General features: G+C 59.7%; 26 protein-coding genes. 5 read left to right on the forward strand and 21 right to left on the reverse strand.

Features of this window, described 5'->3' with window-relative positions:
* Positions 1-11: 11 nt before the first annotated feature.
* The 5 genes from SynA1528_RS03950 to SynA1528_RS03970 all read right to left on the reverse strand — a co-directional run bounded on the left by SynA1528_RS03950 (position 12) and on the right by SynA1528_RS03970 (position 4499).
* Complete coding sequence (locus SynA1528_RS03950; protein WP_186587793.1) at positions 12-464, reverse strand: hypothetical protein; 453 nt, start codon at positions 462-464, stop codon at positions 12-14.
* 77 nt (positions 465-541) lie between these two features.
* Positions 542-1357, reverse strand: coding sequence for a leucine-rich repeat domain-containing protein (locus SynA1528_RS03955; RefSeq protein WP_186587794.1), 816 nt, complete (start codon positions 1355-1357; stop codon positions 542-544).
* A gap of 93 nt (positions 1358-1450) precedes the next feature.
* Positions 1451-2362 (reverse strand): polyphosphate kinase 2, encoded by a 912-nt coding sequence (gene ppk2, locus SynA1528_RS03960; RefSeq protein WP_186587795.1) that lies wholly within the window; start codon positions 2360-2362, stop codon positions 1451-1453.
* 39 nt (positions 2363-2401) lie between these two features.
* Positions 2402-3772: an ATP-binding protein gene (locus tag SynA1528_RS03965; RefSeq protein WP_186587796.1), complete on the reverse strand. Its 1371-nt coding sequence runs from the start codon at positions 3770-3772 to the stop codon at positions 2402-2404.
* A gap of 1 nt (position 3773) precedes the next feature.
* The gene (locus SynA1528_RS03970) at positions 3774-4499 is read right to left on the reverse strand and encodes a response regulator (protein WP_186588265.1); all 726 of its coding nucleotides are present in this window, start codon (positions 4497-4499) and stop codon (positions 3774-3776) included.
* 137 nt (positions 4500-4636) lie between these two features.
* Here SynA1528_RS03970 and SynA1528_RS03975 point away from each other — a divergent pair, with 137 nt between their 5' ends.
* A complete protein-coding gene (locus tag SynA1528_RS03975; RefSeq protein WP_186587797.1) occupies positions 4637-5092 on the forward strand; it encodes an EF-hand domain-containing protein in 456 nt (151 codons plus the stop codon).
* Here SynA1528_RS03975 and SynA1528_RS03980 read toward each other — a convergent pair.
* From SynA1528_RS03980 to SynA1528_RS03995, 4 genes are read right to left on the reverse strand one after another with little or no spacing between them, the layout of a single operon-like run.
* Positions 5077-5448: a hypothetical protein gene (locus SynA1528_RS03980; protein ID WP_186587798.1), complete on the reverse strand. Its 372-nt coding sequence runs from the start codon at positions 5446-5448 to the stop codon at positions 5077-5079. The two genes, SynA1528_RS03975 and SynA1528_RS03980, sit on opposite strands and share 16 nt — an antisense overlap.
* A complete protein-coding gene (locus SynA1528_RS03985; RefSeq protein ID WP_186587799.1) occupies positions 5445-5690 on the reverse strand; it encodes a hypothetical protein in 246 nt (81 codons plus the stop codon). Before SynA1528_RS03985 ends, SynA1528_RS03980 begins: the two co-directional genes overlap by 4 nt.
* A gap of 13 nt (positions 5691-5703) precedes the next feature.
* Positions 5704-6321, reverse strand: coding sequence for a DUF4335 domain-containing protein (locus SynA1528_RS03990; RefSeq protein WP_186587800.1), 618 nt, complete (start codon positions 6319-6321; stop codon positions 5704-5706).
* 6 nt (positions 6322-6327) lie between these two features.
* Positions 6328-6864: a DUF3038 domain-containing protein gene (locus SynA1528_RS03995; RefSeq protein WP_186587801.1), complete on the reverse strand. Its 537-nt coding sequence runs from the start codon at positions 6862-6864 to the stop codon at positions 6328-6330.
* Between the two features lie 7 nt (positions 6865-6871).
* Between SynA1528_RS03995 and SynA1528_RS04000 the strand changes: the two genes are divergently transcribed.
* On the forward strand, positions 6872-7426 hold the full coding sequence (locus SynA1528_RS04000; protein ID WP_502707739.1) for an adenine phosphoribosyltransferase: 555 nt from the start codon (positions 6872-6874) through the stop codon (positions 7424-7426).
* Here the strand turns inward: SynA1528_RS04000 and SynA1528_RS04005 are convergent.
* From SynA1528_RS04005 to dapB, 5 genes are all read right to left on the reverse strand, one after another.
* On the reverse strand, positions 7417-7629 hold the full coding sequence (locus SynA1528_RS04005; RefSeq protein WP_186587802.1) for a DUF2949 domain-containing protein: 213 nt from the start codon (positions 7627-7629) through the stop codon (positions 7417-7419). The genes SynA1528_RS04000 and SynA1528_RS04005 overlap by 10 nt on opposite strands.
* A 20-nt stretch (positions 7630-7649) precedes the next feature.
* Complete coding sequence (locus tag SynA1528_RS04010) at positions 7650-8795, reverse strand: FAD-dependent monooxygenase (RefSeq protein ID WP_186587803.1); 1146 nt, start codon at positions 8793-8795, stop codon at positions 7650-7652.
* A gap of 37 nt (positions 8796-8832) precedes the next feature.
* Positions 8833-9087 carry a CAB/ELIP/HLIP family chlorophyll-binding protein gene (locus SynA1528_RS04015; RefSeq protein WP_186587804.1) on the reverse strand — a complete coding sequence of 85 codons (255 nt, stop codon included), beginning with the start codon at positions 9085-9087 and terminating at the stop codon, positions 8833-8835.
* A gap of 68 nt (positions 9088-9155) precedes the next feature.
* Entirely contained in the window at positions 9156-9812 is a 657-nt protein-coding gene (locus SynA1528_RS04020; protein ID WP_186587805.1) for a DUF8619 family protein, read from the reverse strand.
* A gap of 12 nt (positions 9813-9824) precedes the next feature.
* Complete coding sequence (gene dapB, locus SynA1528_RS04025; RefSeq protein ID WP_186587806.1) at positions 9825-10658, reverse strand: 4-hydroxy-tetrahydrodipicolinate reductase; 834 nt, start codon at positions 10656-10658, stop codon at positions 9825-9827.
* Positions 10659-10775: 117 nt separating this feature from the next.
* Here dapB and SynA1528_RS04030 point away from each other — a divergent pair, with 117 nt between their 5' ends.
* Positions 10776-14786, forward strand: a complete 4011-nt coding sequence (locus SynA1528_RS04030) for a magnesium chelatase subunit H (RefSeq protein ID WP_186587807.1) — start codon at positions 10776-10778, stop codon at positions 14784-14786.
* Between the two features lie 12 nt (positions 14787-14798).
* Here SynA1528_RS04030 and SynA1528_RS04035 read toward each other — a convergent pair whose 3' ends face one another.
* Genes SynA1528_RS04035 through SynA1528_RS04050 form a run of 4 tightly spaced genes read right to left on the reverse strand, consistent with a single transcriptional unit; the run spans position 14799 to position 17602 of the window.
* Positions 14799-15776 (reverse strand): GlcNAc-transferase family protein, encoded by a 978-nt coding sequence (locus SynA1528_RS04035; protein ID WP_186587808.1) that lies wholly within the window; start codon positions 15774-15776, stop codon positions 14799-14801.
* Entirely contained in the window at positions 15773-16552 is a 780-nt protein-coding gene (folP, locus tag SynA1528_RS04040) for a dihydropteroate synthase (protein ID WP_286187943.1), read from the reverse strand. The genes SynA1528_RS04035 and folP overlap by 4 nt, the downstream gene beginning before the upstream one ends.
* A gap of 46 nt (positions 16553-16598) precedes the next feature.
* Complete coding sequence (tpiA, locus tag SynA1528_RS04045) at positions 16599-17330, reverse strand: triose-phosphate isomerase (protein ID WP_186587810.1); 732 nt, start codon at positions 17328-17330, stop codon at positions 16599-16601.
* 32 nt (positions 17331-17362) lie between these two features.
* The gene (locus SynA1528_RS04050; RefSeq protein WP_286187896.1) at positions 17363-17602 is read right to left on the reverse strand and encodes an RNA-binding S4 domain-containing protein; all 240 of its coding nucleotides are present in this window, start codon (positions 17600-17602) and stop codon (positions 17363-17365) included.
* Here SynA1528_RS04050 and SynA1528_RS04055 point away from each other — a divergent pair.
* A complete protein-coding gene (locus SynA1528_RS04055) occupies positions 17601-19346 on the forward strand; it encodes an ABC transporter ATP-binding protein (RefSeq protein ID WP_186587811.1) in 1746 nt (581 codons plus the stop codon). The two genes, SynA1528_RS04050 and SynA1528_RS04055, sit on opposite strands and share 2 nt — an antisense overlap.
* A gap of 48 nt (positions 19347-19394) precedes the next feature.
* Positions 19395-19634 (forward strand): DUF6447 family protein, encoded by a 240-nt coding sequence (locus tag SynA1528_RS04060; protein ID WP_186587812.1) that lies wholly within the window; start codon positions 19395-19397, stop codon positions 19632-19634.
* 55 nt (positions 19635-19689) lie between these two features.
* Here the strand turns inward: SynA1528_RS04060 and SynA1528_RS04065 are convergent, their stop codons facing one another.
* From SynA1528_RS04065 to carB, 3 genes are read right to left on the reverse strand one after another with little or no spacing between them, the layout of a single operon-like run.
* Positions 19690-21042, reverse strand: coding sequence for an alanine/glycine:cation symporter family protein (locus SynA1528_RS04065; protein ID WP_186587813.1), 1353 nt, complete (start codon positions 21040-21042; stop codon positions 19690-19692).
* Between the two features lie 56 nt (positions 21043-21098).
* A complete protein-coding gene (locus SynA1528_RS04070) occupies positions 21099-21764 on the reverse strand; it encodes a DUF3386 domain-containing protein (protein ID WP_186587814.1) in 666 nt (221 codons plus the stop codon).
* Between the two features lie 31 nt (positions 21765-21795).
* A complete protein-coding gene (carB, locus tag SynA1528_RS04075; protein WP_186587815.1) occupies positions 21796-25119 on the reverse strand; it encodes a carbamoyl-phosphate synthase large subunit in 3324 nt (1107 codons plus the stop codon).
* Positions 25120-25155 lie beyond the last annotated feature (36 nt).

Here is a 25155-nt window from a genome sequence, read left to right on the forward strand (position 1 = left end):
ACGGGTTGCAGTCAGCCAGGATCGATTGCAGCAGTTGTACTGAGTTGCACGTCGCGCTCTGAAACCAGTAGTCCGCCCGATTCATCCAGGTTGTTGATGCTGATCGTTGATGCTGGGTCTGGGTAACCCATTTCAACCGGGGCAACGGTTTCAAATCCTTTGATGGTCATGGCTGCGCCGTCCTTCGTCATGTGGGTCACCCCTTTGATCTGTTCAAATTCATAGAGTCCAGGGGGGAGCCTCAGGGTGTCTGATCCCTTGCCCCCGTGGACAAGGGATTGATTGCCGAATCCCAGGAAGACTTCTTTGCCATTGCCGAGTTTGATCTTGCCGGTGCCATCCAGTCCTCCAGCAAGAACATTCAGCTTGTCAGATCCTTTCCCCAGCTTGATCACTCCATGGTTGTGAAGCGCTTGGTGAGATTCACTTGCAATGGCTTCAATCTGATCTTTTCCTTTGCCCATGAGCAGTGACCCATCAACCGTTAAAGCTGTTCCTTCGGAGTTGCTGAACGTGAGTGAATCACTGCCACGCAATGTTTTTACTGTTGTGCTCCTGGTAATGAACCATTCTCCGCGGGGCTTCCTTGTTCTGGGTCGATCACATCGGCTTGTTGCGTCCAGAGACCGGATTGATCCGCTGCGGTCCAGCCGCTCTCGGTTAACTCATGAGAGAAAGTTTCGATTGGTTCTTCAAAGATGAAGGCGACATCCTCGTCAAACGCATGGATGGGAGGGTTCTTTCGAAATTGATCGGGGAGCCTAACTTCTGTGATTGCGGTATTCGCAAAAGCATTCTCGCCAAGATATGTCGTTGAATCAGGGATCGAGATTCGCGCAAGCTTTGAACAACCCTCAAAGGCGCTGGCCCCGATGATACGAAGTGAATTCGGGAAGCTGACCACTTCAAGTTCAGGGCAGGCATAAAATGCCCTTTCTCCAATCTCTCGAAGAGAATCACCTAGCACCAGCTTGTTCAGAACATTGCCGTTCGAGAAAGCTCGCTTGCCAATGGAGGTGACCGAATCACCAATGGTGATTGAGTTCAGTGAACGTCCGTATTGAAATGCATAGTCACCAATCTCCTCGACGGAGTCGGGAATGGTGAGATTTTTGAGGCTGAAGGTTGCAAAGAACGATTCTTTGCCAAGGCTGACAAGTGAATTCCCGAAGTCAATCTCTTCCAGATTTGATGTGTAGGCAAACCCTTGGTCTTCGATCGTCAGGAGTGTGTCGGGCAGGACAGCCTGTTTGATCTCCAGATTTCGTTCGAAGTGCCCTGCTGGAACCGATGTGGATCCCTCCAGGATCACAAGTTGACCCGTGATTGGGTCAAACTCACTCAGCAAGGACGTCATCCTTTCCCATCGAACAAAGTGATCCTAAAGCGTTGCTCCTGAAAATCACCGCTTTGAATCGCTCAAGTCCTGAGCCTTGGCTGAGTGTTTCCCTCAGTCTTTGTAAGGGTAGTTGTTGGGAACGAAGAATTGTTCGTTGAACGGAGGGCGTTTGTAGTCCCCCTGCTCTGGACGGGGTGGCATGTCGATGGGGGGAGGTGTCATGTCTTCATAGGGAACCTTGCTCAGCACATGACGCAGGCAATTGAGACGTGCCCGACGCTTGTCGTTGGCTTCAACTGTGAACCAAGGGGCCTCAGGGATATGCGTTTTGGAGAACATGATGTCCTTCGCTTTGGAATATTCCACCCAGCGGTTTCGGGACTCAATATCCATCGGGCTCAGCTTCCAACGTCGTTCCTCGCAATCAATCCTCGACTGGAAACGTTGCTCCTGCTCTTCATCATTGATGGAGAACCAATATTTGAGCAGCAGAATTCCGTCCTGCACCAAAATGCGCTCGAACTGAGGGCAGGCGACGTAGAACTGCTCCACCTGTTCCTCGGTGGCAAACCCCATCACCCGTTCCACACCGGCCCGGTTGTACCAGCTGCGGTCAAAGACCACGATTTCACCGGCGCTGGGGAAGTGCTCCACGTAGCGCTGGAAATACCACTGGGTTTTCTGTTGATCAGACGGCGTCCCCAGGGCGACAACGCGGCATCCCCGAGGATTCATCGGTTCTGTGAGGCGTTTGATCGATCCGCCCTTACCCGCAGCATCCCGCCCTTCAAACAGGATGATCATGCGGAATCCCGTGGCCTTGATCCAGTACTGCATCTTGACGAGCTCGGATTGCAGCTTCGCCAACTCTTTTTCGTAGGTCTTCTTCTCCAGGCGCTTGTGATCGCTGGAAAAACCCTCCTGCAGTTCCACCAGAATCTCCTGAGGGTGATCAACGTCACCATCGCTGTGGTCAAGAGCGTCGAGCACCGAAGCGATGTCGTGCTTGTGGTTCTTGCTCATCAGCCAGAAAACGATCAAATTCGTTTTGGCAGCGCTTCTTTAAGAGGTTGTTTCGAGATCAGGATTTCTGAATAATTCTTCGTCGCCCAGCCCCTCTTCAGGCAGGTTCAGCACCACAGCAAATCGGCCTGGGTTGCTTGTTCCTGTGCGGAAGGTCACTGTTCCGCCGTGGTGCTGCATCACATGGTTCACGATCGCCAGACCGAGACCGCAATGACCCTGCTGGCCGCGGGCGTCATCGAGTCGCTGGAACGGTTGCAGGGCACGGTTCCACTGTTCCTTCGGAACCCCTGATCCCTGATCCCAGACTTCGAGGCTGATCCGGTTCCTGTGCTTCAAAAGGCGGATCACCACCGGTGGTCTGCCATAGGTGAAGGCATTGTCGATCAGGTTGCTGACAGCTCTGCCGAGGGCCACGGGACGGATGCGGGCCTGAACCGCTGATGGTTCCAGCTGCAGTTGCTCGCTCGGATAGCTGGCCACCACTTCTGCCAGCCACAGATCCAAGGGACAAAGCACTGGCGACTCCCGCTCTCCACCGCCGGCGTAGAGCAGGAACTGACCGGTGATGCGTTCCAGGGACTCCAGATCATGGCGAGATCGATCCCGCTCGTTGGCGTCAAGGCTTGGCAGAGCCAGACGGAACTGCAGGCGTGTGATCGGAGCCCTCAGGTCGTGAGCGATGCCGGCCAGCATTGTTGCCCGCTCCCGGCGGTTGGCAGCCAGCCGCTGAACCATGGAATTGAACCGTCGGGTGATGCGTTGCACCTCGGGGGCACCTTGTGCTGGCAGGGCAGAAGGCTCATTGCCCTCACTGACACGGGCCAGGGCCTTTTCCAGTCCACGCAGAGGCTGTTCAACCTCCTTGAGCAGATACACAACACCCGTCAGGATCACGGCCCCCACCAGGGCAATCACCATCAGCATCGGGTCGGGCGGCCAGCGGCGTGTGGCAGGTATTTCGCTTCGCAGCCAGACCGGCTCCAGCGGTGAGATCAATTCGATCCAGATCTGCTGCCCCCCCTGCTGAATGCCTGCCGTCCCGCCGGAGGTTGCCGGCAGCAGCATCGGGCAGTGGGAGAGCCGTGAGCAGAGCTCCTGTCGCAACTCCCTCCGTCGGTGATCATTGGGAAGCGCCTTCTGCTCCGATCCTGGGGGCTGTCCGGCGATGACCAGATCCAACCCTGTGAACTCCTTGATCAGAGACGGTGGGTAACGCTCAAGGGTGAGCTCCGTCAGGCGGATGTTGAGTGCAAGATCCCGGCCCAGTTGCAAGGTCTGGAGTCGGTTCAGTTCCCGTCCGAACAGCAGCTGCATCAGCATGAGACAGAGCAACCAGCTGCCAAGCAGCACGGAGCTCCAGGCGCTGATCTGAAGCATCAGCGGTCTCAACGAGACAAAACGGGACATCTCAGCGAGAGCGGGGGGTTCCGTCCGGCACGAAGACGTAGCCATAGCCCCAGACCGTCTGGATGTAGCGGGGACGGGAGGGATCGGGTTCCACCAGCTTTCGAACTCTAGACACCTGCACATCCATGCTCCGGCTGTCGGTGTCACTGCCGGGGCCCCGGGCCAGCTCGATCAAACGCTCCCTGGACAGAGGCCGGTGGGGGTGCTGAACAAAGGCCGCCAGCAGGCTGAATTCACCGCTGGTGATCATTTCCGTGCTGCCGCCTTTCATCAACGTTCGGGCGGACAGGTCCAGGACGGTTTCGCCAAAACTCACCTGTTCTCCACCCTGAACAGGCGTTCCCGCTGTTACGGCCATGCGCCGCCGTAGCACCGCATCGATTCGCGCGGTCAGTTCCCGCGGCAGAAAGGGCTTGCCCAGGTAGTCATCGGCGCCCTGCTCCAAGCCGATGATGCGATCCACCGCCTCCCCACGCGCCGTCAGCATCACCACGGGCAGGTCATCGCCGGCATCCCGGAGTCGCCGCAGTGCCGTCAGGCCATCGTCGCCGGGGAGCATCACGTCCAGAACAAGGAGGTCCGGTCGCTGACATTCCAGACGCGCCTCCAACTGCTTGACATCGCAAAGGCAGCGAACGTCGTACCCCTGATCGATCAGATAAGTCCCCACCATCTTGCGCAGCTCCGGGTCGTCATCCACCACCCAGACCATCGACGTCTTTGACATGCGTGGCATCGTCTCTCTGAACGGTATGAATCCCTCTTGGTTGTGTCTTGCTCCAGGCGTATCCAGTCACAGCTTCAAGGGCGATAGACATGCCTGAGTCATCGGCAACGTCTCCAAAGCTTCATAGGCTGAGATCCATGAAGCTCCCTGTTCTCATCGCTGGTGCAGCGTTGAATCTGTTGCTGGTCCCTGGGGTGGCCTGGCCCGACCAGGGGGCGATGCGGGCTTACAACCAGCGTATGGAGTCGTTGTTTCTGCGGCTGGATTCCAATGGCAACGGCAGGCTTGAGCGTCAGGAGCTGGATGGCCGTCCAGCCCTGCAGCGCCAGCTGAAACGTAAGGCGGGACGACATTTTTTGCTGCTGGAGGACGTACGAACCCGGCGGGGCACCGTGCGTGGACAACGGCTGACGCATCGCTTTCGAAAAGCGGATCTCAATTCAGATCGTCGGCTCAACCTTCAGGAGGCCTCACGTCTGCCCTGGGTTGAACGCCACTTCAACGGACTGGATCGCAACCGCGACGCCCATGTGACCCTGGAGGAACTCTGGGACCTGCAGCGAGCCCTCGCTCCCCGTCAACGTCGTCCCTGATGCGGAGGAGGAAAGAACAGCAATTTCAGAAGTCTGAGCATTCGCCAGAGGCCAGCGATCATCAGCACCCCGGCGAGCATCACCAAAGCGGCGATGAGCACGACTCCCCCGAGCCCCAACATGGCGCTGAGCAGGAGTTGGATGCCACTGATCAGGTCAGAGATCGCTTCGCTGACCAGCAGCATCAGGTCCACTTGCTCGGGCCATCGCTGCAGCAGAACAACGATTCCGATGCCGCCAGCGAGCAACAGCAAGATCACAATCAGCTGTCGAATCACCATCCCCACAGGAAGACGGCGTTTTCGACGGAACACGCTTCGCTGACTGCGTTGGGGAGGACGGCTGAGTTTGGTCATGGAACAAGGGTGTAACCAGCACCCCTCATCCAGCGCTCGAACTCGACCAGCACCAACTCATTCGGACAGTCAATCAAGGTGAGATTGCCAACGGTGCAGTCTCCATAGCCGCTGTGGTGAAGGGTGATGTGATAGCCCGAACCACTCAGACCGCAGACTTCTGGATCACTGCGAACCACCACGTCGAGGGAAGCTCCGATGCGGGCGACACGTCGCCTCAAGTCGGACCAGCTGGCGCCCATATCCCGGTTCAGATCACTTCGTATCGTTGACGATTCTGGACCCTGTTTCATTCACGTCAACGCTGTTGGTTGTTCCTGGCCGTGGCGGCAGCGGCAGGAACAGGGCGAGGGCGGCGGACAGGCTCAGCACCAGGCCCCCAAGGGCAGCCGGCCCCAATCGACGTTGAAGAGGGATCCGCTCCACCAGCTCGCGGCGTGCCAGCGGTTGATCTTCTGGAAAGGTCCATTGCAGTTTGACCTTTTCATCGAGTCGTAGTCGATCAAGACAGCGCACCAGATCAGCTAGATCCGCATCATCCAGGAGAAGTTGCAGGGGCTGGACCCCCTCGCGACTGCTGCGCAGCTGAAGCTGGTGTTTGCCGTTCACAGCCTCAATGCCGACAAAGCTCTGTTCGGCGCCGAATCGACCACCCACGCCGGAGAGCTGGTGTCGGGCATAGGGCATCACCGCAGCCATCATTGCTTCAAGGTGGTCGCGGGTGCCCTCGAGCTCCGGCGCACCCACCAGTTGAAGCTTCCAGGCCGAGAGGATGCCGATGGTGTCACCGTCCTGTCCAGCGGATAGATCCGGATACCCCTCCACCACGAGGCGAGCTGCTGTCTGTTCGTAACGGTGAACGGTTTTGAGCATGGCTGTTCAGGGGGTGGGATCCAACAGGAAGGCCCGAAGCCGGTCGACGCCGCCATGTCCGGCCACCAGGGCCAGGGTGCTGACCAGACGATGATGGGTTGGTGCATTGCTCGCTGGATCGAGCAGACGCATGACGGCACCGCGTCGGAGATTCATGCGCTCCTCGATCAGATCACCGAGTCGTTCCCGCAGGAGCTCCCATCGTTGTCGGGTCAACTGCTCAGGCTCCCGTGACGACAGAAGCTGATGCAGCATCGGATAGAGCCTTTCGGCCATGGCGCAGACCAGGGCGATCAGTGATTCCGCATCAGCGGGATCAAGCTGATCACGGCGGGTGATGCGCCGAAGGGGGTTATGGCAACGACGCTTCCAAAGCTCGACGCGATTGGGGAATTGCGCTTGAAGCCCCAGCTGATAACTGGTCCACAGCATTGCCTCACCCCCATTCAGGTCGAGGGCCTCGGCGGTGAGGAGCAGAAGATCGAGTCGTTCAACGCCCCGTCGGCTGAGGCGCACACCACTCTGGGTTGGAGCTTCGGTCATGGCTGCGATGATGCCAGGGGTTGAGCCCTTTCGTCAGCAGTCCTTGGATTTACAGACCACCATCCGGTCGATTCCGGACTTCCCCAAGCCGGGAATCCTGTTTCGGGACATCAGCCCCATGCTGCGAAATCCCGCCGCGATGAATGAGGTGATGCGGCGTCTTGGCCAGGTCTGCGATGCGGTGCAGCCGGATCTCATTGTGGGCATTGAATCCAGAGGCTTCATCGTTGGCACGCCGCTGGCTCTGCAGCGTTCCCTCGGATTTGTTCCCGTACGCAAACCAGGAAAACTTCCCGGAGCTGTGATCGGGGTGGATTACGCCCTGGAATACGGAAGCGATCGACTGGAAATTCAGAGCGATGCCCTCAGCGGCAAGCCGCGGGTGCTGGTTGTGGACGACCTCCTCGCCACCGGTGGAACGGCAGCAGCGACTGGGACGTTGGTCCGCGATGCGGGCGGACAGCTGGTGGGGTTTGCCTTCGTCATCGAATTGGAGGCTCTTGGAGGGCGTTCTGCCCTTCCCGATGACGTCCCCGTGGAATCGTTAATCCGTTATCCCTGATTGTCCTGCCAGTCGAGGACCTGCTGAAGCTGTTCAAGGCTGAGCAAACCGAAGCTCCAGAGCACGATGGGCAGGGGTGCCTGTTCAAGTTCTGCTTGTCTCAGTCCAAGGTTGAGGGCATTGCCGCTCAACCCAAGCCGCCCCAGAAGAAAATCCTGAAGTTGCTTCGAGGCGACGGGTTGTGGATGACTGCTGATCACCATGGCCGGCACTCCCTTTCAGTTCAGTCTGGCCACGAGCTGAAGAATTGGGTGGGGCCGTCGCTCATGGCACGCAGGCTGATGCTGCGAAGCCAGCCGATCCTGGCCATGGCTTCAAGGCCCACCCGTCGGATGGGGAGCAGCCAGAGTTGTCGATTGGAGAACGACCTCACCAAAAGATCGGTGGCAAGACCCACCATCAACAGATCTGGCCAGCGCCTGCGCCCGTAGCGACGGGCAAGCCCCTGAGGGGTTCCACCCCGTTCAGCCAGGTTCATGAGTGTCGCCACATCGCGCCAGCAGAGGTTCAGCCCCTGCCCGCCGACCGGATGGCAGCGATGGCCTGCTTCGCCCAGCAGGACCCCGCGACCGCGGCTCAGACGTTTGGCCAGCAACCACTGCTGAGGAAAGGCTCGGGGACTGTCGAGCAGCAGATCCGGTTCGATTCCCCCAGGAAGCACGGTGGCCAGCTCGTCGAGAAAATCCGGCGTGGAGAGATCAGCGCGACGCTGGCAGCGGCTCCAGGGGGCGCTCCAAACCACCTGGAAGATGCCATCACCAAGGGGCAGGATCGCCAGGGGTCCCTCGGGTCGAAATAATTCATAAGCCATGCCGGGCGACACACCTCTGAGGGCGACCTTTGAGGTGAGACATCCCTGGCGATAACGGTGCTGCAAGCAACGAATCCCCCACTGGGACCTCGTTGTGGATCGGGGACCATCAGCCGCCACGATCAGTGCATCCGGTTCAGGCTGGGGAGCTGCAGAGCCAAGAACCATCTCAACGCTGTGATGGTCCTGAAGACGATCCAGAAGAAGCTCCATCAAGGGGCGATGGTCGAGGATCCAGCCAATGGCCTCAGCTCGACGATTGGAAGGATGGAGGTCGTCCAGGTCGAACATCACGCGTCCGCCGCTCGCTGAATCGCGCAGATCGAGAGAACGGAAGGGAATCAAGCTCTCTTGAAGGCCGTCCCAGACCTTCAGGTCCCGCAACAGGCGGCGACTGGAATGAGTGATTGCGTAGGCACGACTGCGACCCAGCAGCTCCTCACGTGATTGAGGATCGTTGAGAACAACGCGATAACCCTTCGAGGCCAGGGCAATCGCCGCAAGGGAACCGGTCGGACCGGCTCCCAGGATGTGGACGGAACTGGAGAACGTGGCCATTCAATGAGTGTGGCCAGGCAGAAGCTGTGGTGTGGATTCAGCCCAGACCCAGCAGACCGTGGGTGAAGGCTTCTCCACCCAGGGCGATTTCGGTGGCCAGCAGTGCGATGAAGCCCAGCATGGCCATGCGGCCGTTGAGCTTTTCAGCACGCTCGTGGAAACCCCAACCCTGCTCGGCTTCCACCACCTGCATGCGGGGCTCGGAGGCGAAAGCGTTCAGACGACCACCATCTTCAGTGGTGACAGTGGCACCGCGGATTACCTGGGGTTCGGTGGAAGGGGTCTGAGCCATGACTTTGTCAAGCGGATTGCTACAGAGTGTAAACCAGTTTTAAGAAATGTTCTTGCCGCTGGTCTGTGTCAGCCCCTCCGCCCGAGACGTCGCTGGCACAGTTCCTCGAAAGCAGGGCGCAGCAGAAACGGGTACTCGCCGGCCCACATCCGCAACCCCGGCATCCAGGCATCGCTGAAGGCGCTGATCCGGGAAAAGTCCTTGCGGTCACTGAGAACCAGGCAGCGAATCAGCGTTCCCCGCCGAATCGACTGATGTCGTTTTTCCTTGGGGAAAGCCAGACGCCCCAGGTAACCGTCCTCGTCTTCGAGCTCCAGCAGCACCCAGCTGCGTCGGTTCTCCACCAGCTCCAGCTGTCCACGACTGTCGGCCTGCTCGTGACGACCTTCAACACGTTCACGGGTGCTCACATCCGTCACCTCGCCTTCGAACAGAGCTGCCGCTGGGTAGCGGCGCAGTGCGGCGTTGCGCTGGCCGGCCTCAACGATGGGTCCCCACAGGATGTAGAGAAAAAACGCCACGCTGATCACCAGCCAGATGGGGCCCCAGCGGCTGCCGAGCTGAGCCTGGTTGTAAATCAGAAATGTGATCACTCCACCGATGGCCGCGATCATCAATCGCTGCAGGATCTGTGGTGGTGATCCGAGAGAGGCTCGAAACTGATTGCCGGTGGCCACAGCTGGAATCAACCGCTGAAGCTCTCCGGGTTTGAGGGGGATCAGCATGAAGAGGAGCGGTCAGATCAGGCGTTCAAGGCCGTAAACCAAGGCCTCGAGTGAACGCACCTTGCGCACCGTGAGCAGCACACCCGGCATGTAAGCGGAACGATCAATTGTGTCGTGGCGCAGGGTGTAAGTCTCACCCGCTGCACCGAACATCACCCTCTGGTGAGCCACAAGGCCAGGTAACCGCAGGGAATGCAGCCGCAGCCCGCTCTCGCGACGACCGCCTCGGGATCCCTCCAGGGATTCATGTTCATCCACTTCAGAAGGATTGAAGCTCTTGCCGAGTTCCTCCATCAGTTCAGCGGTTTTGATGCAGGTGCCACTGGGTGCATCGGCTTTGCGGTTGTGATGCAGTTCGGTGAGCTCTGCATGGTCGTAAAAGCGTGCTGCTGCAGCTGCTGCCTGCTGCAGCAGCACCATGCCCACGGAAAAGTTCGGAATCACGGCGCCGCCGATCGATGCCTTGGCAGAGAACTGGGTCAGATCACTGAGCTGTTCCGGGGAGAGGCCTGTGGTGCCGATCACCGGATGCACGCCGTAGGCGATGGCCGCCCGGGTGTGCTCGTAAACAACAGATGGATGTGTGAAATCCACCAGCACCGCGCCGGCTTGCGCATCCCTTGCCGACTGGCTCACCGCGCAGAGGCAGCCTTCGAAATCGGCCGTGATCGCCACCTCCAGCTCCCCCAGACCCAGCTCGAGTCCGACATCACATCCCTCTTTGCCCGGGGTGTTGTCAACGGCCCCAACCAGGGTGCAGTCCGTGGCACCGACCACGGCCTTGATCACTTCGGCGCCCATGCGGCCGAGGGCACCAGCCACCACAACGGGAATGGATGTGGTCATCGAAGCGCTGCAGATCCCCCAAAGCCTATGGGTCGGCTCGTGTAACTCCAGTTCTGAAATCTTCGCGCCGTCGCGGCAGGTCGCCGTAAGGTTCTTCACATTGCTCAAGACGCGCAGATGTTCACACAGGTCCGCTCCGCCGATCGCCGCGTTGCTCCTGTGGAGGGTCAGAACCACAAATCCGTGATGAAGGCGGTGTATGTGGTGCTGGAGCCCCAGTACCAGAACGCCCTCACCCAGGCGGCCACGGCTCTGAATGTCTCAGGCGGTGATCTGGGGATTGAACTGAGCGGTTATCTGATCGAAGAACTGCGAGATGAGGAGAATTACGCCGGATTCTGTGCCGACGTGGCCCAGGCCGACGTGTTCGTTGCATCGTTGATTTTCATCGAAGATCTGGCACAGAAAGTGGTGGATGCGGTGGCCCCCCATCGCGACCGCCTCAAGGCTGCAGTGGTGTTCCCCTCCATGCCGGAGGTGATGCGTCTGAACAAGCTCGGCAGTTTCTCCATGGCTCAGTTGGGCCAGAGCAAGAGTGCGATCGCCGGCTTCATGAAGAAGCGGAAGGAGGCTGGCGGCGCTGGCTTCCAGGACGCCATGTTGAAGCTGCTGAACACGCTTCCCACCGTCCTCAAGTACCTGCCCGTGGAGAAGGCGCAGGATGCGCGCAGCTTCATGCTGAGCTTCCAGTACTGGCTCGGAGGGACGCCGGAAAACCTCCGGAACTTCCTGCTGATGCTGGCTGACAAGTACGTCTTCCCTCCTGCGGAAGGTGAGGAACGTCCTGCGATGAACGTCGCCGAGCCCGAGGTCTTCCCTGATCTGGGGATCTGGCACCCCTTGGCTCCGACGATGTTCGAGGACCTCAAGGAGTACCTCAACTGGACCTCCAGCCGGACTGACCTTTCGGAGAAGGCCCGCAAGGGACCCGTGATCGGTCTGGTGCTGCAGCGCAGCCACATCGTCACCGGTGATGACGCGCACTACGTGGCCACGGTGCAGGAGCTGGAGTTCCGCGGTGCCCGTGTGATTCCCATCTTCTGCGGCGGCCTGGACTTCTCCAAGCCAGTGAATGCCTTCTTCTACGACCCGCTCAATCCCGAGCAGCCCCTGGTGGACGGCATCGTGTCGCTGACGGGCTTCGCTCTGGTGGGAGGTCCGGCACGTCAGGACCACCCCAAGGCGATCGAGTCCCTGAAGAAGCTCAACCGCCCCTACATGGTGGCCTTGCCTCTCGTCTTCCAGACCACCCAGGAATGGGAGGACAGCGACCTGGGCCTCCATCCGGTTCAAGTTGCTCTGCAGATCGCCATTCCCGAGCTCGATGGTGCGATCGAACCGATCGTGCTCTCCGGTCGTGATGACGCCACCGGCAAGGCGCACACACTGCAGGACCGCGTCGATGCCATTGCAGAGCGGGCCATCCGTTGGTCATCCCTGCGGATCAAGCCCCGCACCGATAAGAAGCTGGCGATCACCGTGTTCAGCTTCCCGCCGGATAAGGGCAACGTCGGAACGGCGGCCTACCTGGATGTCTTCGGCTCCATCCACCGGGTGATGCAGGAGATGAAGGCGAAGGGATACGACGTTCAGGGTCTGCCCTCCACGCCCAGGGCTTTGCTGGAAGCGGTCATCAACGACGCTGATGCGATGCAGGGAGCTCCCGAGCTTTCGATTGCCCATCGCATGAGCGTTGAGGAATACGAGCGCCTGACCCCTTACTCCGAGCGCTTGGAAGAGAACTGGGGCAAGCCCCCCGGCAATCTCAACAGCGATGGTCAGAACCTGCTGGTCTTCGGTCGTCACTTCGGCAACGTCTTTGTCGGCGTTCAGCCCACCTTCGGCTACGAAGGCGACCCGATGCGCCTGCTCTACTCTCGCAGCGCCAGTCCTCATCACGGGTTTGCGGCCTATTACACCTACCTGGAGAAAATCTGGGGAGCCGATGCCGTTCTCCACTTCGGAACCCATGGGTCGCTGGAGTTCATGCCTGGAAAGCAGATGGGCATGAGTGAAACCTGTTATCCGGATTCGTTGATCGGTTCCTTACCCAATCTCTATTACTACGCTGCTAATAACCCTTCGGAAGCCACCATCGCCAAGCGGCGTGGTTACGCCTCAACCATCAGCTATCTCACCCCACCTGCTGAAAATGCAGGTCTTTACAAGGGTCTGAAGGAACTTGGCGAACTGGTGGGTTCTTACCAGCAGCTGCGAGAGGGAGGACGTGGCGTTCAGATCGTCAACACGATCATCGAGACGGCACGTCAGTGCAACCTCGATAAGGACGTCGACCTTCCTGAGGAGGATGCTTCGACCCTCGAACTGGACGGACGTGATGCCCTGGTGGGTGCCGTCTATCGCCAGTTGATGGAGATCGAAAGTCGTCTCCTGCCCTGTGGCCTTCACACCATCGGCAAGCCCCCCACAGCCGAGGAAGCTGTTGCCACCCTGGTGAACATCGCTGCACTCGAGCGTGAGGAAGATGGCCTGCGCTCGCTGCCGGGTCTCTTGGCTGAAGCGATGGGTCGTTCCATCGAAGAGATCTACAAGGGCAATGACGAGGGTGTGCTCGCCGATGTCGAGCTCAATCGCACGATTACTGAGACGTCCAGGGCTGCCATTGGCGCCATGGTCCAGTCCCTCACCGGTCTTGATGGCCGCGTCAACATGCGTAACAGCTTCGGCTGGTTCTACGACCTGCTGGCGAAGTTCGTTCTCAAGCTTCCTTCCCCGTGGCTGCGCGCTTGCTGTGGAGCCGGTTTTGTTCAGATCGATGCCACGGAACTGGACAAGTTGTTCGCTTATCTGCGCTTCTGCCTTGAGCAGATCTGCGCGGACATGGAGATGGAGAGTCTGCTGAAGGCTCTGGATGGCGAATACATCCTTCCGGGACCTGGCGGTGACCCGATCCGTAACCCAGGGGTGCTGCCCAGCGGCAAGAACATCCACGCGCTCGATCCGCAGGCGATCCCCACGCGAGCTGCGGTTGCTGCCGCCAAGAGTGTTGTCGACAAGCTGATTGAGCGTCAGCGCGAGGAGCAGGGCACCTGGCCCGAGACCATCGCCTGTGTGCTCTGGGGTACGGACAACATCAAGACCTACGGCGAATCCCTGGCTCAGATTCTCTGGTTCGTTGGTGTCAAGCCAATGCCGGATTCCGTGGGTCGTGTCAACAAGCTTGAGCTGATTCCTCTAAAAGAACTAGGGCGCCCCCGGATCGATGTGGTCGTGAACTGCTCCGGTGTGTTCCGCGACCTGTTCATCAACCAGATGGCGCTGATCGATCAGGCCGTGAAGATGGCTGCCGAAGCGGATGAGCCCCTTGAGCAGAATTTCGTTCGTAAGCACGCCCTTGAGCAGGCGGAGAAAGAAGGAACCAGCCTGCGTGATGCGGCCTGCCGAGTGTTCTCCAACGCCAGCGGAAGCTACAGCTCCAACGTGAACCTGGCGGTGGAAAACAGCACCTGGGAAGAAGAAGGCGAGCTGCAGGAGATGTACCTCTCTCGCAAAACCTTCGCGTTCAATGCTGACAACCCCGGTGAGATGAACCAGAAGCGTGAGGTGTTCGAAAATGTGATGAAGACGGCGGATGTCACCTTCCAGAACCTGGATTCGGCTGAAATCTCGTTAACGGATGTGAGCCACTACTTCGATTCCGACCCCACCAAGCTGATCGCGGGTCTCCGTGATGACGGCAAAGCCCCCACCAGCTATATCGCCGATACCACGACGGCGAATGCCCAGGTGCGTTCGCTGAGTGAGACCATTCGCCTTGATTCACGCACCAAGCTGTTGAATCCCAAGTGGTACGAGGGCATGCTCGATTCCGGCTATGAGGGTGTGCGTGAGGTGTCCAAACGGCTCAACTTCACCCTCGGATGGAGTGCCACCAGTGGCGCTGTCGACAACTTTGTCTACGAAGAGGCCAACGAAACCTTCATCAATGATCCCGAGATGCGCAAGCGTCTGCTGGAACTGAATCCCAACAGCTTCCGTCAGATTGTGGGAACACTTCTCGAGGTTCATGGTCGTGGTTACTGGGAAACCTCCGATGAGAACATCGAACAGCTCCAGGAGTTGTACCAGGAAGTGGAGGATCGGATTGAAGGAGTCGTGACTGATTGACTCAACCCTGGCTCAGCTGGCAGGAAACCGGCCAGCTGATGCGTCCTGGCTGATTGTTTGGTCTTTGAACGAAATACCTGTCAACTCTTCGTAGTCTTCGAGCCTTCGGGCACGTCCCAATCCGAAATTATCCAGTCCCTCGATATCATCCGGGACGGGATTAAGTTGGACTTGGGAGGTCGACAAACTTCCCAATAATGTATGAACCCTCACAAGCGAACGCCTGTTCAGCTGAAACCAGTCTTGATGGTCGCTCCAATGCGTTGCAGACGTGTCACCATCGGCACTTGCGCTTTTATAAAGATGAAAAAGCAGTAATCGATTAGGGCAGAAAATGTTGTAACCGTGGGTCCACAAACGGGCTGACATTGATATCTCTTCTCCATAGAAATACAGGTCAGGGTCGTATGGGACGTCCTGGACAATGGATCCGGGTCCGAACAGAAAGCCACCGGCCACAAAAGCATTCTTCAGTGGTTTGGGGGGTTGCTGATCCGGCATTTTGTAACGGCTGATGCCCTGGAATTTGAGGATGCCGTAGTTGTCAAAGGCCTTCGCCGCCATGACTGGCAGCGTGTTCGTCTGCAGCTGGCATGGTTGCTTGAAACCATTGGGATAAACGCTCAGCACAGCTCGCGAATCATTGCAATCGGTCCACGTTCGCAACAACAAGTCATCCCAGTGCTTGACAGCCCGCATGTGGCTGTCGATCTGCAGTATGTAGTCTTCACCGTCATAGAGAGTCTGGGCCTGACGTCGGGCCCAGCAGGCGCCACGACTGTCTGTTGCGGCGACGAGCTTGACCTGTTGATGGCTGTGATCTGGGAACGCTGATGCACTCCAGGCCTTCGGATCGTTCTCTGCCAGTTGCAAACAGATGCCGAATCTCAGTCGCTCAGGATGGGCGGCTTGCTCGAGAAGATTGTGAAGCGTTGCCGGGAGATCCGGGTCCCGATAAGCAGCAATCTGAACGAAGATTGTTCCTGTCACCAGAGGACTGACGCCATGCGCAAAGTCTGTGCGATTGGTCCCACGTCGTGAACCCTCACAAGTGCAGCTCCCGCTTGGGCGCAACGACAGGCCACCGCTGCTGTTCCCCACAGGCGCGCCTTGGGTCGGGGTTCATCCAGGACGGCGCCGATGAACCGTTTTCGTGATGGTCCGACAAGCAGCGGCATAGCTTCAGAGGTGAGCTGCTCGAGATCCCTCAGCAGGCTCAGATTCTGCTCGTGCGTTTTAGCGAAGCCGAGGCCCGGATCCCAGATGATCTGAGCCTCCTTGACCCCAGCGCTGATGGCGGCATTCGTTCGTTCCCAGAGTCCAGCCTTCACGTCCTGAATCAGATCGTCGTAGACGGTCAGGTCGTCCATTGTTTGACTTGTTCCGCGGCTGTGCATCAGCACAACGGGGCATGCGGCATCGGCGACCACCCGCAGCAGATCGGGATCACGTCGCCCGCCGCTCACATCGTTGATCCAGCTGGCGCCTGCCTCCAGTGCTGCCTCGGCCACAGGCGCCAGGAACGTGTCCACCGAGATCAACACCTCCGGCCGGTGTTGTCGGATGGCGCCAAGGACCGGAAGCAAGCGTCGGCATTCCTCTTCAGCGCCCACCTCCTTGGCACCGGGCCGTGTGCTCTGGGCCCCGAGGTCCAGCACATCAGCCCCCTGCTGCAATTGCCGCTTTGCTTCCCGAACTGCCGCTTCAACCTCGGTGAAACGACCGCCATCACTGAAGGAGTCCGGTGTGATGTTGATCACCCCCATCACAGCTGTGCGTTGCCGCCAGCCTTTGGGCCAGAGGTGACTCACATCAACTGGCCTGGTAATTGGCAATGCGGGCGAAACTGTCTGGCTGGAGGGATGCTCCACCAACCAAAACGCCGTCGATGTCGCTCATCCCCATCAGTTCATCGATATTGGTGGGTTTGACCGATCCGCCGTACTGAATGATCAGATCCGTGGCTCCCACCCAGCTGCGAATCAGGCCACAGATCCTGTTGGCTTCAGCTGCTTCACAGGTTTTGCCGGTGCCGATGGCCCAGATCGGTTCGTAGGCCACCACGAGTTTGTTGGCGTCCAATCCTTCCAGTCCCTGCTCGATCTGTCGGCGGATCACCCGCTCCGCTTCACCCCGTTCGCGCTGCTCATCACTCTCGCCAACGCAGACGATGGGAATCAACCCCTTGGCCTGGGAGCAGCGGGCCCGGTGGTTGATCTGTTCATCGCTTTCGCTGAAATATTTCCTGGGTTCGCTGTGACCAACGATCGTGTAGGCAACGCCATGCTCGAGCAGCATTTCGGCTGAAATCTCAGCTGTGAAGGCGCCGTGGTCTTGCCAGTGGACGTTCTGACTGGCCAGTTCCACCACCGAGTTTTCAGAGGCCGCCGCCATGGTGGAGAGCGCAGTGAAGGGCGGTGCCAGAACGATCTCCCGGTCCTGGGGGGTCTCTGCCAGTTGGGGAAGGAAGGCCGCCATGTAATCCCTGGCCTGGGCACAGGTCATGTGCATCTTCCAGTTGCCAGCGATCACCGGTCTGCGCACGCCTTCAATCCTTGACTGATCTGCGGGCCAACTTACGGCGTGGTCGTGGATTCCCCGTCAACCACGGACTCCTCGCCGTCAAGCACAACACGATCTCCCGCCACCAGCTGCCGGCCGCGACGGGTCTCCACCACGCCGTTGACGCGGACCTCTCCTGTCTGGATCCGCTGTTTCGCTTCTCCGCCGGTAAAGACCAAGCCCTTCCATTTGAGGAACTGATCCAGCTTCATCGGCGGGAGATCAACGACGTGACATTGATACTGTGCCGCCATGCTCACCCCCTCTCAGGCCGGCTTCCGGCGTCTTCTCCCACTGCTGAGACCGCACCTGCGTCAGCTGCTGATGGGGGGATTGTGCATGCTGATTTATGTGGGTAGCTTCCCACTGCTGGTGCGTCTTGCCGGTGAGTTGTTTCCGGCGCTCGGCTCCCAGAATCTCAGCCGCGTGTTGCAGCTGATCGTCCAAGGGGTGCTGATCTTTGCCGTTCAGAAACTGGCCCAATTCGGTCAGGACTCCCTTCTGGCCGATCCCGCCCTTCAGGTGAGCCAGCGCTTGCGGCGGGAGTTGTTCAGCACCCTGCAGACCGTCGAGCTGGGTGCTCTGGAAAAGCTGTCCTCCGGCGATCTCACCTACCGACTCACTGAGGATGCCGACCGCGTGAGCGAGGTTCTTTACAAGAGCATCCACGACACAGTCCCCAGCGTCCTGCAGCTTCTGGTGGTGCTGGGAACCATGGTCTGGCTGGACTGGAAGCTGACCCTGGCGATCCTGCTGCTGGCGCCGTTGATCGTCTGGTTGATCAGCCTGTTCGGAGCGAAGGTGATGGTGGCCACCGAACGCAGTCAGAAAAAGGTCAGTGAACTGGCGGGTCTTCTCGGTGAGGCGATTGAGGGGCTGCCGCTGGTGCGGGCCTTTGCGGCTGAACCCTGGCTCCAGGAGCGATTTGAGCAGGAAATTGATCAGCACCGGCAGGCCAGGCAGCGCACCTACAGCCTTGTGGCCCTGCAGCATCCCGTGGTGGGGATCATCGAGGTGATCGGTCTGTTCTCCGTGCTCGGCCTGGCGGCCTTGCGGATTCAGAGCGGTGACCTCGACATCGCGGGCCTCAGCAGTTACCTGACTGGCCTGATTGTTCTGATCGACCCGATCGCCCACGTCACCAACAACTTCAACGAGTTTCAGCAGGGTCAGGCATCGCTGCGTCGACTGCGGGAGATCGAACGGGAACCGCGTGAGCCGGAGGATCCCTCAGATGCGGTGACCCTTGGTCAGCTGCGGGGCGACCTGAGGCTCGAGGGAGTGAGTTTTGCTTACAGCAGTGGCGATCCGGTGCTGCGGCAGCTGGACCTGGTGGTTCCTGCGGGGACTGTGATGGCTGTAGTGGGACCGTCCGGGGCGGGCAAAAGCACCTTGTTCTCACTGTTGTTGCGCTTCAACACCGCGCAACAGGGCCGAATCCTTCTGGACGGCCACGATCTCTCCTGCCTGCGGGCAAGGGACCTCCGCCGGCAGCTGGCCCTGGTGCCCCAGCGAACCACAGTTTTCTCCGGTTCCATCGCGGAGGCGATCCGTTTCGGACGCCACGCCTCCGATGCCCAGGTGATCGAGGCTGCTCTGCTCGCCAACGCCGATGGCTTCATCCGTGATCTGCCAAATGGGTACGACACGCAGCTGGAGGAACGGGGCACGAATCTTTCCGGTGGACAGCTGCAGCGCATTGCCATTGCCCGGGCGGTGCTTGGTAATCCTGCTGTTCTGCTGCTGGATGAAGCCACCAGTGCTCTGGATGCTGAAGCGGAGGCGGCTGTGCAACTGGGCTTAAGGCGTGCCATGCGTGGACGGACGGTGCTGGTGATTGCTCACCGCCTGGCCACGGTGCAGGAGGCTGATCAGATTGTGGTGCTGGAGAGGGGTTGCATCGTTGACCGCGGCACCCACGACACCCTGATGCAGCGCGGCGGACGTTATCGGGACCTGTGCGAACGCCAGTTCATCCGTGACCTGCAGAACGGTTAAATCCACCTACGATCGGCCCGCCGGTTCCAATCATCCCGGCTTTGAACGATGACCGACTCCGCAGCCAACAACCCCAATCCCGTACTGACCTTTGAGGGCAATCGCTACGACCTCAATACCCTCCCGGATGAGCTCAAGGAGCTCGTGCGTGGTATGCAGGTTGCCGACGCTCAGTTGCGCATGCATGAGGACACCCTGAAGGTGCTTGCTGTCGGTCGCCAGAGCCTGGCCATGCAGCTGAACGAAAAGCTCAAGACGGTGACGCCTCTCCCTGAAGGCCAGGGCTGAATGGTCAACAAAAAAAGAGGGGGCATTGAGCCCCCTCTTTTTTTGTTTCTTGGACTCAGTCGCTGAACCTGTAAGCCTTGGTGAGCTTGATCACCGTTCCGGACAACAGCAACAAGGCCACGAGGTTGGGCAGGGCCATCAGGCCGTTGAGGGTGTCGGCAATGGACCAGACCACACCACGATCTCCTGCCACGGCTCCCATCACGACAACCGCGACCCAGACAAGACGAAAAGGCAAGACAGCGTTCTCTCCGAAGAGAAAGGTTGTGCAGCGTTCGCCATAAAAACTCCAGCCCAGGATGGTGGTGAAGGCGAAGACCACCAATCCAATCGTCACGACAGTTCCACTGCCGGGAAGGCCTGAGTTGAACGCCGCGATCGAGAGATCAGCCCCGCTGAGGCGTTGTCCGGCGCCGTCGAGACGTTCATGGGCTCCGGTGGTGATGATCACCAAAGCAGTCATGGTGCAGATGATCAGGGTGTCGATAAAGGTGCCGAGCATGGCCACCGTTCCCTGCCGAACCGGATCGGTGGTTTTGGCGGCGGCATGAGCGATCGGAGCGCTGCCCAGGCCGGCTTCATTGGAGAAGATGCCGCGTTTGAATCCCATCAGGATCACCTGGCCGAGGGCTCCACCGGCGGCCGCCTCTCCGGTGAATGCATTTCGAACGATGCTGACGAAGGCCTCAGGAATGGCTCCTGCATTCAGCAGCAGCACCACCAGACAGGCTCCGACGTAGAGAACGGACATCAGCGGCACGATGGACGAAGCCGCCTGGGCAATGCGCTGGATCCCACCGATCACAACCGCAAACACCAAAGCTCCGAGGGCGATGCCGGTGACCAGTTTGGGCACGCCGATGAGGCTCAGCGCCGACGACACTTCAAAGGCCTGGACGCCGTTGCCGATACCGAAACCGGCAAGCATGCCGAACAGTGCGAAGAGGACGGCCATCCAGGCCCAGCCATTGCCGAGCCCGTTGACGATGTAGTACATCGGACCACCGACGTGCTGGCCTGAGGCATCGGTTTCTCGAAAGCGAACCGCCAACACCGCTTCGGCGTATTTGGTGGCGATCCCGAACAGGGCGATGACCCACATCCAGAACACGGCACCGGGTCCGCCGACGGCGATGGCACCTGCTACCCCCGCAATGTTGCCAGTGCCAATCGTCGCCGAGAGGGAGGTCATCAGCGCCTGAAACGGCGTGATATCCCCGTCCGTTGCCAGATCAGCTGGACGCAGCATCATCGCGATGCCGTAGCTCAGCCTTTGAAGAGGCATGAAGCGCAGGCCCAACATCAGACCCACCCCGGTCAGGGCGATCAGACCGACGGTGGGCCACCCCCACACCACAGCATTGATCGGATCATTGATGGCCTGGATTGCCGCTTCGAGACCACCCATCCCTTAACCCTTGTTTTTCGCGATGGTGTCACAGCTGCCGAGCTGCGGCAATCCAATCAAAGGGCTTCCAGATCGACGAAGCGGAACGTCTGGGATCCAGCTTCCGTCTCTCCATGGGCTTCGGTGTCGATCACGCGCTCCGACAACACCCAGGGACCATCGCCGGAAACGGGGGTGAAGGTGTCCTTGAAGCTGCTGCGTCCACCTTTCGCCTCACCGGTGGCTGGGTCGGCGTGTTGACTGGTGTAGGTGTGGCTGAGGTAGCCGGCTCCGGTGTCGGTCACCGCGGTCGTGAAGATCGTCACCACCGTTCCGTGAATGTGCCGGTGGACCATCGTGACGACGTCATCCTTGATGCGGTAGCGGTCTCCTTCTCCTTTGCCGCTGACCAGCACCTCGGTTCCAACGGAATCGGTGTCACCGGCCGTGAATTGGTTCTCGCCATGGGTCTGGTCAAAGCTGCGGCGGACGCGGTGGATGGCCACTTCCCAGAGTTGGGACTGAACCGCTTTCAAAACATCGGCATCATCGATGCCCTCCACCTTGGCTTTGAGATCGGCGCCGACTTCAAAGCGGCCCTCAACCCGTTGTTCTCCCTGCTGCCAGATGCAGCGGCCGGAGTAACCGGAAAAACCAGGATCCCAGGTATAACGGTTTTCGTAGGCACGCCGGAACTGATCCCGTAGATCGCTGCCGGGTTTCACGGGTGCGGAGGCGGTCACGGCGTTGAATCTGCTGATGCAACCCTACCGATCAACGCCGGCTGCCATGGACATCCTGCAGAGCATTGATGCTGAGGGTGGGCTGACTCTGAAGCGTGGCAATGGCTTCCACGGCAGCTCGCGCACCGGCCAGGGTGGTCACCGTTGGAACGGCGTAATCGAGTGCGGCCCGGCGCAGGTATTTGTCGTCATGGGCAGCCTGGCGGCCAATGGGGGTGTTGATCACCAGCTGCACCTGGTTGGACCGGATCAGGTCCTCGATGTTGGGGCGACCTTCATGGACTTTGAGCACAGCGTTCACCGTCAACCCCGCCTTCGTCAGGACATCAGCGGTGCCTGAGGTAGCGATCAGATCAAAGCCCAGCCCGGCAAGTAGCTCAGCCACGGGAACCAGGGCGGGTTTGTCGCGATTGTGCGTTGATAGGAAAATCGTGCCAGTGGTGGGCAGGGCCTCGCCGGCACCCAGCTCCGCCTTGGCGTAGGCCATCCCGAAGCTGTCGGCTGATCCCATCACTTCACCGGTGGACCGCATCTCAGGCCCCAGCACCGTGTCTGCACCCGGGAAGCGTCTGAACGGCAATACAGCTTCCTTGATCGTTTGCAGCGGTGGCTGTGGTTCTGCCGTCAGGCCAACCTGCTGCAGCGTTTCACCGGCCATCAGACGGGTCGCGATGCGGGCCAGGGGCTGACCGGTGGCCTTGGCCACGAATGGCACCGTGCGGGACGCCCGCGGATTGGCTTCGATGATGTAAACGACTTCTTCCCCGTCGGCGTCCCGTTGAACGGCGAACTGGAGGTTGATCAGTCCCTGCACTTTCAATACCAGGGCCAGTCCCCGACTCCAGTCCCGGATCGTGCTGAGGGCGCCCTGCCCGAGAGAAACCGCGGGAAGGCAGCAGGCGGAATCACCGGAGTGGATGCCCGCCGGTTCGATGTGCTCCATCAGGCCCCCGATCACCACGTTGCCCTCGTGGTCGCAGAGGGCATCGACGTCTACCTCAACGGCATTCTCCAGGTACTGGTCGATCAGTACCGGATGGTCGGGTTCCACCTGAACCGCCTCCACCATGTAGCGATTCAGCTCCTGTTCGTCGAAGACCACCTCCATGGCACGGCCGCCGAGCACGTAGGACGGACGGACAACGACCGGATAGCCCACACGGGTTGCCACATCCCGGGCTTCCGCCTCACTGCGGGCCAGGCCATGCCGGGGCTGGCGAATCTCAAGTCGGCTCAGGATCGCTTCGAACTGTTCGCGGTCTTCGGCCCGATCGATCGATTCCGGTGAGGTGCCCCAGATCCTGGTGCCCGTGACATGGCCTTCCTCGGAGTTGAGCCAGTTCAGCAGAGGGATTGCCAGTTTCAGCGGGGTCTGCCCGCCGAACTGAACCACCACGCCATCGGGTCGTTCGGCTTCAATCACGTTGAGCACATCCTCGAGGGTGAGGGGCTCGAAATAGAGGCTGTCGCTGGTGTCGTAGTCCGTGGAGACGGTTTCCGGGTTGCTGTTCACCATCACCGACGTGATGCCGGCGTCCTGGGCGGCGAAGGAGGCATGGCAGCAGCAGTAATCGAATTCGATCCCCTGGCCAATCCGGTTGGGGCCGCCTCCGAGGATCATCACCTTGCGTCCGCTGTCGCTGAGGGACACCTCGCTTTCAGGCTCTAGGGCTGTGAGGCTCCCATCGCTGTTCAGCTGCTGGAGCGGGCGCTCATAGGTGGAGTAGTGGTATGGCGTGGTGGATGCAAATTCCGCAGCACAGGTGTCCACGGTCTTGAACACGGCTCGGATGCCAAGGCCATGGCGATGGCGACGCACAGTTAATTCATCACTGCCGGTCTGCCAGGCGATCTGGCGATCCGAGAAGCCGAGTTGCTTGAGTTCGAGCAACTCCGGAGCCGAGAGGTCGCGCAGTTGCCGACCTTTCAGAAGCTCTTGCTCAGCGTCGACGATGCGACGCAGCTTGGCCAGGAACCAGGGATCAATGCTGCTGATCCGCTGAATCTGAGCATTGCTGCGACCACGCACCATGGCGCTGCGAATGCAAAGAATGCGCTCCGGTGATGGGGTGCGAAGCAGGCGATCGACTTCAGCATCCGTGAGTTCCGGCTCAGGACGGTCCCCACCCCAACCGGAGTAGCCGGTTTCCAGAGAACGCATGGCTTTCTGGAAGGATTCCTCGAAACTCCGACCGATGGCCATGGCCTCCCCCACCGATTTCATCGATGTGGTGAGCACAGCCGGGCTGCCCCGGAATTTCTCGAAGGCAAACCGAGGGATCTTCGTCACCACGTAATCAATGGTGGGTTCGAAGCAGGCCGGTGTCTTTCCGGTGATGTCGTTGAGGATCTCGTCGAGGCTGTAGCCGATCGCGAGACGCGCGGCGATTTTGGCGATCGGGAATCCGGTGGCTTTGCTGGCCAGTGCCGAGGAACGGCTCACCCGTGGATTCATTTCGATCACCACCACATCGCCGTTCTCCGGGTTGATGGCGAACTGGATGTTGCTGCCACCGGTGGCCACGCCGATCTCGCGGATGATCGCGATCGATTGGTCCCGCAGACGCTGATACTCCCGATCCGTCAGCGTCTGTGCCGGAGCCACCGTGATGGAGTCGCCCGTGTGGACGCCCATCGGATCCAGATTTTCGATGCTGCAGACAATCACGACGTTGTCCGCCTGATCGCGCATCACCTCGAGTTCGAATTCCTTCCAACCCAGCAGCGACTGTTCGATCAGGATCTGGGAGACCGGACTGGCTTCGAGCCCGCTTTTGCAGATGGCGGCGTACTCCTCAGGGTTGTACGCGATTCCACCCCCACTTCCACCAAGGGTGAAGGCCGGACGGATGATTCGCGGAAAGCTGCCAATGGCGGCGCCGACGGCTTCCGCCTCTTCCAGGGTTGAGGCGATACCGGATGGACAGACCTGCACCCCGATCCGCTCCATCGCCTGCTTGAACAACAGACGGTCTTCAGCCTTCTGGATGGCTTGCAGATCGGCTCCGATCAGCTCAACGCCATAACGCTCCAGCGTGCCGTTCTCAGCCAGGGTGACCGCAAGATTCAGCGCGGTCTGCCCCCCCATTGTGGGCAAGAGAGCATCGGGACGCTCTTGTTCAATCACCTGGGTGACCACTTCCGGAGTGAGTGGCTCGATATACGTCCGATCCGCCATCTCCGGATCGGTCATGATCGACGCCGGATTGGAGTTGACGAGAATGACCTCGTATCCCTCCGACCGCAGCGCCTTGCAGGCCTGGGTGCCTGAATAATCGAATTCACAGGCTTGTCCGATCACAATTGGACCGGAGCCCAGCAGAAGGATGCGCCGCAGATCGGTCCTCCGAGGCATGGGCAGTCGCTTCAGGCCAAACAGGAACAGCCTCTC

Origin of the sequence: Synechococcus sp. A15-28, assembly GCF_014280175.1 — a bacterium.
Lineage (GTDB): Bacteria > Cyanobacteriota > Cyanobacteriia > PCC-6307 > Cyanobiaceae > Parasynechococcus.

Coding starts and splice junctions, on each gene's coding strand:
- SynA1528_RS03950 (WP_186587793.1), bottom strand. CDS start 464: ATGGGCAAAGGAAAAGATCAGATTGAAGCCATTGCAAGTGAATCTCAC.
- SynA1528_RS03955 (WP_186587794.1), bottom strand. CDS start 1,357: ATGACGTCCTTGCTGAGTGAGTTTGACCCAATCACGGGTCAACTTGTG.
- ppk2 (WP_186587795.1), bottom strand. CDS start 2,362: ATGAGCAAGAACCACAAGCACGACATCGCTTCGGTGCTCGACGCTCTT.
- SynA1528_RS03965 (WP_186587796.1), bottom strand. CDS start 3,772: ATGTCCCGTTTTGTCTCGTTGAGACCGCTGATGCTTCAGATCAGCGCC.
- SynA1528_RS03970 (WP_186588265.1), bottom strand. CDS start 4,499: ATGTCAAAGACGTCGATGGTCTGGGTGGTGGATGACGACCCGGAGCTG.
- SynA1528_RS03975 (WP_186587797.1), top strand. CDS start 4,637: ATGAAGCTCCCTGTTCTCATCGCTGGTGCAGCGTTGAATCTGTTGCTG.
- SynA1528_RS03980 (WP_186587798.1), bottom strand. CDS start 5,448: ATGACCAAACTCAGCCGTCCTCCCCAACGCAGTCAGCGAAGCGTGTTC.
- SynA1528_RS03985 (WP_186587799.1), bottom strand. CDS start 5,690: ATGGGCGCCAGCTGGTCCGACTTGAGGCGACGTGTCGCCCGCATCGGA.
- SynA1528_RS03990 (WP_186587800.1), bottom strand. CDS start 6,321: ATGCTCAAAACCGTTCACCGTTACGAACAGACAGCAGCTCGCCTCGTG.
- SynA1528_RS03995 (WP_186587801.1), bottom strand. CDS start 6,864: ATGACCGAAGCTCCAACCCAGAGTGGTGTGCGCCTCAGCCGACGGGGC.
- SynA1528_RS04000 (WP_502707739.1), top strand. CDS start 6,872: ATGATGCCAGGGGTTGAGCCCTTTCGTCAGCAGTCCTTGGATTTACAG.
- SynA1528_RS04005 (WP_186587802.1), bottom strand. CDS start 7,629: ATGGTGATCAGCAGTCATCCACAACCCGTCGCCTCGAAGCAACTTCAG.
- SynA1528_RS04010 (WP_186587803.1), bottom strand. CDS start 8,795: ATGGCCACGTTCTCCAGTTCCGTCCACATCCTGGGAGCCGGTCCGACC.
- SynA1528_RS04015 (WP_186587804.1), bottom strand. CDS start 9,087: ATGGCTCAGACCCCTTCCACCGAACCCCAGGTAATCCGCGGTGCCACT.
- SynA1528_RS04020 (WP_186587805.1), bottom strand. CDS start 9,812: ATGCTGATCCCCCTCAAACCCGGAGAGCTTCAGCGGTTGATTCCAGCT.
- dapB (WP_186587806.1), bottom strand. CDS start 10,658: ATGACCACATCCATTCCCGTTGTGGTGGCTGGTGCCCTCGGCCGCATG.
- SynA1528_RS04030 (WP_186587807.1), top strand. CDS start 10,776: ATGTTCACACAGGTCCGCTCCGCCGATCGCCGCGTTGCTCCTGTGGAG.
- folP (WP_286187943.1), bottom strand. CDS start 16,552: ATGGGGGTGATCAACATCACACCGGACTCCTTCAGTGATGGCGGTCGT.
- SynA1528_RS04055 (WP_186587811.1), top strand. CDS start 17,601: ATGCTCACCCCCTCTCAGGCCGGCTTCCGGCGTCTTCTCCCACTGCTG.
- SynA1528_RS04050 (WP_286187896.1), bottom strand. CDS start 17,602: ATGGCGGCACAGTATCAATGTCACGTCGTTGATCTCCCGCCGATGAAG.
- SynA1528_RS04060 (WP_186587812.1), top strand. CDS start 19,395: ATGACCGACTCCGCAGCCAACAACCCCAATCCCGTACTGACCTTTGAG.
- SynA1528_RS04065 (WP_186587813.1), bottom strand. CDS start 21,042: ATGGGTGGTCTCGAAGCGGCAATCCAGGCCATCAATGATCCGATCAAT.
- carB (WP_186587815.1), bottom strand. CDS start 25,119: ATGCCTCGGAGGACCGATCTGCGGCGCATCCTTCTGCTGGGCTCCGGT.